This is a genomic window from Micrococcus sp. Mcc89 (assembly GCF_024519795.1).
Lineage (GTDB): Bacteria > Actinomycetota > Actinomycetes > Actinomycetales > Micrococcaceae > Micrococcus > Micrococcus luteus.
On sequence record NZ_JALJRI010000106.1, the window covers coordinates 1 to 6,572 of the forward strand.

The window sequence follows — 6,572 nt, forward strand, 5'->3', positions numbered from 1 at the left end:
GTCTGAGACGACACGCCCGACCACCGGGCGCTACACCACTATGCGGGACTCAACTGGTGCTGTGCTGGACATCCGCGACCGGGGGCAGGCCCCCTGCCGGCACGTCACCGACCTGCTCGACACCCGCCTTGATGTGATCGACCGGCAACTCGCCGAGCTCGCGCAGCTACGCACCACGATCGCCGACCTGCGCGAGGACGCCGCCGCCGGCGACCCGGCCACGTGCTCCCCCGAGGATGTCTGCCGCTACCTGTGACACCGAAGTTCACGGGCCCGTGGCAGCGCATGGCGGCCCACTCTGTTGCGTTGGGGTGTTAGACCTTTCGCAACGGTTCTGTTGCGCGGGGTGCACCCTATCGCGACGCCTATTCCTCCGGCCTGCCGTCGGCCGCTGTCCCGGTGAAGGATCGGCTTGCGGAACGTGAGCCTCACTCGCAGCGCCCTCTTGCCCGCGTGCTTGGAGGCCGCCACTGAGCTCCGACAGAACCCCGCCATATAGCGGCGCAAGCCACACATGACACCGGGCGGCACACCGAGCAGCCGCCACAAACGACCGATTTAGCCGTTACACGCCCGTGAGTCGGAGCATGACTGAGCCCATTGAGGCCGGAATGGGGGGCGAGGCCACTGTGCCGATTCTGATTCTTTGTCCACACCACCGCGGGGGCCGTTTCAGCGGCCCCCGCGGTGGTGTTGCCGAGGTGTGGACTCAAGCCGCGCGGGGCAACACTCCGCGCAAGACGTCGGTGAGGGTGACGACCCCAGTGAACCGGTTGTCCTGGGTTACTGCGGCCAGCTGGCGGCTGTTGCGGCGCATGGAGGCAAGTGCTTCGTGCAACGGTGTGGTGGAGGGCAGCGTCAGAGCCTGCTGGATAAGCGGCTGGATTGGCGCAGAAGGCTCCATCGTGAGGGTGTCCCGCACGTGGACGACGCCCGGAACGCTCTCAGGGGTATGGTCCGGCTGGACCAGGATACGCAAGTGCCCTGAGCACGCAGCGGCATTCTGGACCGCCTCGACGTCGGCGTCGGGGGCGACCTTGACCGGGTGCTGACCCTGGGGGAGGAGGTCCCCGAGAGTGAGGGTCTGAAGGTCCAGGGCACCGGCCAAGGCTTCATGGTTCTGCCGGTCCAGGGTGCCGGCGGCGGCGGAGTGCTCAACCAGCTGACGAATGGCCGCTGCGTCGTAGCCGCCCACGGCGGCTTGGTCCACGGGGGTGACGCCGCTGAGGGTCACCAGGCGGTTGGCCAGCCGGTTGGCCAGCAGCAGCAGGGGGCGAACGGTCCAGACGAAGGCGCGTGCGGGCACGGCCACGGCTTTGGCTGCGGTCTCGGGGTGGGCAATGGCCCAGGACTTGGGGGCCATCTCCCCGATGACCAGGTGAAGGAAGGTCACGGCCAGCAAGGACAGGACGAAGGAGGCGGTTCCGGCTGCCGCTGCGGGGATGCCCCAGTCCTCCAGGACGGGGCCGAGCCATGCGTCGACGGCCGGCTTGGTGATCGCCCCCAGGGCGAAGGTGCACAAGGTGATGCCCAACTGGGCTGCGGCGAGCATGAGGGTCAGCTCGTCGACTCCCTTGAGAGCGGCCCGCGCGGCGCGGCTGCGTCCTGCCTCGGCCTCTAGCCGGTGCCGGCGGGCGCCCAGCAGGGAGAACTCCATGATGACGAAGATCGCGCTGAGCACGATCAGCGCTGTGGTCACGAGCATGACGATCAGTGGACCGTGCATCATCGCTCCTCGTCCGTGGTGGCGTCGGGCTGGGCCTCGTGGGCGGCATGGCTGCCGGCGGTGTCAGAGCGGGGCACCTCGATGAGGTGGATCCGCAGTCGAGCCGGGACCCTGCGTTGGATGGAGAGGACCTCGACCTGCAGGTGGCGGTCGTAGACCTCCTCAGCCCCGAAGTCTCGTGGGTCCTCGGGCAGGTCGATCGTGATGACCTCGCCTTCCCGGGGCAGACGGCCCAGAGCGTCGATGGTCAGACCGGCGGCGGACTCGGCCTCGGTCACGGGCAGGGGGTGCCCGACGAGGCGCTCGAGCTCGTCCAGGTGGGCCTCTGCGCTCAGGACCCAGGAGTGCAGGCCTGTGGCGGTGATCTCCTCCTGGGGGTGCAGGTCGTGCTCGTCCGTGAGCTCGCCCACGAGCTCCTCCGCGAGGTCTTCCACTGTGAGCACGCCGACGAAGCCGCCGAACTCGTCCACGATGCACGCCATCTGCTGCCCTGAGCCGTCGAGCTCCCGGGCTGCGTCGGGCAGGGACATCATCGTGGGCAGCACCAGTGCAGGGCGCATCAGGGCGGACACGGGGGTGTCCGGGGCCATCCGGGTCTCACCGAGCAGGTCGGTGAGGTGGACTACCCCGAGCGGTTCGTGTTCGTTCGAGATCACCGGGTAGCGGGTGTGGCCGGTGGCCATCAGGTCGCGCACCTGAGCCAGGGAGGTCTGGGGCTGAACCTCGTCCACACGCGAGCGGGGCACCATCGCGTGCTGCACGTCCTGGTCTGGGAAGTCCAGCACCCGGTCGATCAGGACGGAGACCTCCGCGGGCAAGGATCCGGAAGCTCTGGAGTCCAGGGCAATGCGGTCCAGGTCCTCGGCGGAGGCGGTGCTGTCGACGTCGTGCACTGGCTCGATGCGCAGGAGCTTGAGCAGCACCTCGGCCGCCTTGTCGAAGACCCAGATGAGCCAGCCGAACAGGCCGAGGTAGATCTGTGTGGGCCGGGCCAGAGCGCGGGCCAGGGGCTCGGGGTTGGCGATGGCCAAATTCTTGGGGTACAGCTCGCCGATGATCATCTGCACCAGGGTGGCCACCACCAGTACGCCCAGCGTGGAGATGGCGATGACCACTTCAGAAGGCAGTGCGGTGCCGCCGAGCAACTCGGTCAGGGCCGCACCCACCATCGGCTCTGCCACGTAGCCCACCATGAGGCCTGTGACCGTGATCCCCAGCTGCGCGCCGGAGAGCATGAAGGAGGTGCGGCGAGTGACCTGCAGTGCGCGGGCGGCGGCGCGGTCGCCGGCCTTGGCGGCGGTCTGCAGGCGGACGCGGTCTACAGACATGTACGCGAATTCCTGGGCCACGAAGAAGCCGTTGGCGGCGATGATCGCCAGGATGATGAGGGATCCGAGGATCAGTGTCAGGACTGGATCCATGCCTGAGTCACCTCCCCACGAGGTGCAGGCGACCCCGCCAGCTGCGGGGTGGGGTGGGGGTGACGCTCGGACTGTCACCAGGGCAGGCGGCTGGGCCGTCGCTCATGTATTCAGGGGCTCCATAAGGGGTCGAATGAATAATGGCGGTACGCTACCACCGGTAATCGGTCTCAGGGCAAGATGGGGGTGTGGCCTCGCAGCCGGCATCCCGCCTCTGCCCGCCAGGATGTCCAGCCGGGTATACCCCTTTACACGCCCCGTCCGCCCACGAGAGCATCACGTCAGAAACGGTCCCAAACCGAGCTGTTGGACAGAAGTGTCGGAGGGTCTGAGACGTGGTGGGACAGACCGTCGGGTGCGTGTGAGGCCACCCCCGTGGGAGTCGGCCGACGCCCCGCACCCACGAACGTCGGCTCACGTCAGGGCGAGCATGGCGACGCGCCGAGGGGACGGGCGCCGAAGCCTTCTCCCGATAGAACGAGCACGTGGCGAGCCGGTGGTTGAGGGGGCCCGGCACCAGGTCTGCGACGAAGGCCCATGAGGATCTCCAGCCCCGGAAGCCAGGCTCCAGCGCTGGGCAGCTCGGCACTGCTGGGCAGCCGAGCCATCTCCACGAGCTGCGCATCACCGGGATCCCGCTCCCATTCCATGCCTTCCACCGCATTGCCCGTGGCCACCCGCCAGCGGGAGAGGATCTTCTGCGCTCGCTGCAACCGGGCGCTCACTCGGTGTGCGGGACGGGATGGGTCGCCTTCATCGTGGTGGGTCATGCTCCAGTTCGCGGGTCCGAGCGCGGGGCTCTGCTCCTCGTCCGGGAAGGGGAGGAGGGCCACGACGGCTACCCCCAGATCCTCTCGCCGCATCATTCCTGTTCCCCGTCGGCGACGTGGGCGCGGCCGCGCCGCCCGCCGGTGACCTCCAGGGCCTGGACCCGAGGCCCGGACGCGTGGACAGTCGACGAGATGGATGTGTGCGTCGCGGAAGAGATCTGGTGCGGTGGGCCCGGGCGGGGTTCGGGGCAGTGATCGACCTGGTGGTGTCTCAGGTGTGCAAGGAGCGGTGTCGTCGCTGGGGTCAGAAACGAGCGTGTCGTGCCCACCTGTCGGAGGTCGCCCGGGCCATGCGTGCGGACCGGACGGGCACGTTCAGCCCGTCATCCCCACGTCCACGGCCGCCTCGCGCGCGTGCCCCGATGGGAGTGAAGGAACGTGCAGACATGGGAGGGGGAGGACGCTGAGCGGCCGGCACGTCCCACGTGGGCCCGTAGGTGCAGCGCGTGGCGAAGACCCCGCCGTCCCGTACGTCACAATGACCGACTCCGGTCTGGGCTGGAGGGGCAGGGTCGCTAGGGTGGTCCCGTGAAGACCTTCGACGAGCTGTACGCGGAACTGACGCGCAAGGTGCAGGAGCGCCCCGAGGGCTCCGGCACCGTGGCCCAGATCGACGCCGGCGTCCATGCGATCGGCAAGAAGGTCGTCGAGGAGGCGGCCGAGGTCTGGATGGCCGCCGAGTACGAGTCGGATGAGGCCGCCGCCGAGGAGATCTCGCAGCTGCTGTACCACGTGCAGACCATGATGATCGCCCGCGGCATCAGCCTCGAGGACGTCTACCGCCACCTCTGAGGCCGCCGGCCCCGTTCCCCGCCCGCCCCACCGCACCCCGAGGAGACCGACGCGTGCTGCGCATCGCCGTGCCCAACAAGGGCGCCCTGTCCGAGTCCGCCCGTGAGATCCTGACCGAGGCCGGCTACCGGCAACGCCGGGACTCCCGCGAGCTCGTCCTCGTGGACCCCGAGAACAACGTCGAGTTCTTCTACCTGCGTCCCCGGGACATCGCCGTCTACGTCGGCCAGGGCACCCTCGACGTCGGCCTGACCGGCCGCGACCTGTTCTGCGACGCGCAGGTGGGGGACACCGCCGAGGAGATCATGGCGCTCGGCTTCGGCCGCTCCGTGTTCCGTCTCGCCGCCCCCGTCGGCTCCTTCACCTCCGCCGAGCAGCTCGCCGGCAGGCGCATCGCCACCAGCTACGACGGGCTGCTGCACGCCTACCTGGAGCGCACCGGCCTCGACGCGGAGGTGGTCCACCTCGACGGCGCCGTGGAGTCCTCCGTCAAGCTCGGCGTGGCGGACGCGATCGCCGACGTCGTGGAGACCGGCAGCACTCTGCGCGCCGCCGGCATGGAGGTCTTCGGCGAGCCCATCCTCGACTCGGAGGCCGTGCTGATCGGCCGCGCGGGGGAGCGCCCCGAGGGCCTCGACGTGTTGCTGCGCCGCCTCAAGGGCGTGCTCGTGGCCCGCCGCTGGGTCATGATCGACTACGACATCCGCCGTGACCTGCTGGAGGCGGCCACCGCGGTCACCCCGGGGCTGGAGTCACCGACGGTCTCCCCGCTGCGGGACGAGACGATGGTCGCCGTGCGCTCCATGGTCCGCAAGCTGGACGCCAACCGCGTCATGGACGAGCTGTACGCCCTGGGCGCCCGCGGCATCCTGATCTCCGCGATCCACGCGATCCGCCTCTGACGGCCCGCGCCGTCCCGCCCGAGCCCCCCGAGACGAAGGAGCCGACGTGAGCCTCGCCGTGCGTGTCATCCCCTGCCTGGACGTGGACGCCGGGCGCGTGGTCAAGGGCGTGAACTTCGAGAACCTGAGGGACGCGGGCGACCCGGTCGAGCTCGCTCGCCGCTACAACGCCGCGGGCGCCGACGAGATCACGTTCCTCGACGTCACCGCCTCCACCTCGGACCGCGCCACGACCTACGACGTCGTGACCCGCACGGCAGAGGAGGTCTTCATCCCGCTGACCGTGGGCGGCGGCGTGCGCACCGTCGAGGACGTGGACCGGCTGCTGCGCACGGGGGCGGACAAGGTCTCCGTCAACACCGCGGCCGTGGCCCGGCCCGAGGTGATCACGGAGATCACCCGGCGCTTCGGGTCCCAGGTCCTCGTGCTCTCCCTCGACGCCCGGCGCACGGAGGACCCGGGATGCGCTTCCGGCTATGAGGTCACCACCCACGGCGGCCGCCGGGGCACCGGCATCGACACCGTCGCCTGGTGCCGGGAGGCCTCCGAGCGCGGGGTGGGGGAGATCCTGCTCAACTCGATCGACGCGGACGGCACCCGCGAGGGCTTCGACCTGGAGATGATCCGGGACGTGCGCGCCGTGACGCGGGTGCCGCTGATCGCCTCCGGCGGCGCCGGCGAGCCCGAGCACTTCCCGCCCGCCGTCGCGGCCGGTGCGGACGCGGTGCTCGCCGCCTCCCTGTTCCACTTCGGCCCGGACGACATGCTCGCCCGCGTCAAGGACGCCCTGCGGCAGGCGGGGCACACCGTCCGCTGACCCCGGCGGCCACGCCCCGCTCCGGCTCCCTAGATGTTGTGGGTCATGAGGTTCTTGGCACGAGGGCCGGACTGAGATGAGACG

General features: G+C 69.8%; 6 protein-coding genes. 4 read left to right on the forward strand and 2 right to left on the reverse strand.

What is annotated here, in order from left to right:
• The coding region (locus NR072_RS09880) for a MerR family DNA-binding protein (RefSeq protein ID WP_256837068.1) at positions 1 to 256 on the forward strand (256 nt) is incomplete at its 5' end.
• 453 nt (positions 257 to 709) lie between these two features.
• On the opposite strand, the gene NR072_RS09885 is transcribed toward NR072_RS09880, so the two are convergent.
• Together NR072_RS09885 and NR072_RS09890 are read right to left on the reverse strand one after the other, a co-directional pair.
• On the reverse strand, positions 710 to 1,726 hold the full coding sequence (locus NR072_RS09885) for a CNNM domain-containing protein (protein WP_036337237.1): 1,017 nt from the start codon (positions 1,724 to 1,726) through the stop codon (positions 710 to 712).
• Complete coding sequence (locus NR072_RS09890) at positions 1,726 to 3,147, reverse strand: hemolysin family protein (protein ID WP_036337238.1); 1,422 nt, start codon at positions 3,145 to 3,147, stop codon at positions 1,726 to 1,728. The genes NR072_RS09885 and NR072_RS09890 overlap by 1 nt, the downstream gene beginning before the upstream one ends.
• Positions 3,148 to 4,505: 1,358 nt before the next feature.
• Here NR072_RS09890 and NR072_RS09895 point away from each other — a divergent pair.
• From NR072_RS09895 to hisF, 3 genes are read left to right on the forward strand one after another with little or no spacing between them, the layout of a single operon-like run.
• Positions 4,506 to 4,769: a phosphoribosyl-ATP diphosphatase gene (locus NR072_RS09895; protein WP_010078767.1), complete on the forward strand. Its 264-nt coding sequence runs from the start codon at positions 4,506 to 4,508 to the stop codon at positions 4,767 to 4,769.
• Positions 4,770 to 4,822: 53 nt separating this feature from the next.
• Positions 4,823 to 5,671 carry an ATP phosphoribosyltransferase gene (gene hisG, locus NR072_RS09900; RefSeq protein WP_135019601.1) on the forward strand — a complete coding sequence of 283 codons (849 nt, stop codon included), beginning with the start codon at positions 4,823 to 4,825 and terminating at the stop codon, positions 5,669 to 5,671.
• Between the two features lie 46 nt (positions 5,672 to 5,717).
• Entirely contained in the window at positions 5,718 to 6,488 is a 771-nt protein-coding gene (gene hisF, locus NR072_RS09905; RefSeq protein WP_049146869.1) for an imidazole glycerol phosphate synthase subunit HisF, read from the forward strand.
• Positions 6,489 to 6,572 lie beyond the last annotated feature (84 nt).

Coding starts and splice junctions, on each gene's coding strand:
- NR072_RS09885 (WP_036337237.1), bottom strand. CDS start 1,726: ATGCACGGTCCACTGATCGTCATGCTCGTGACCACAGCGCTGATCGTG.
- NR072_RS09890 (WP_036337238.1), bottom strand. CDS start 3,147: ATGGATCCAGTCCTGACACTGATCCTCGGATCCCTCATCATCCTGGCG.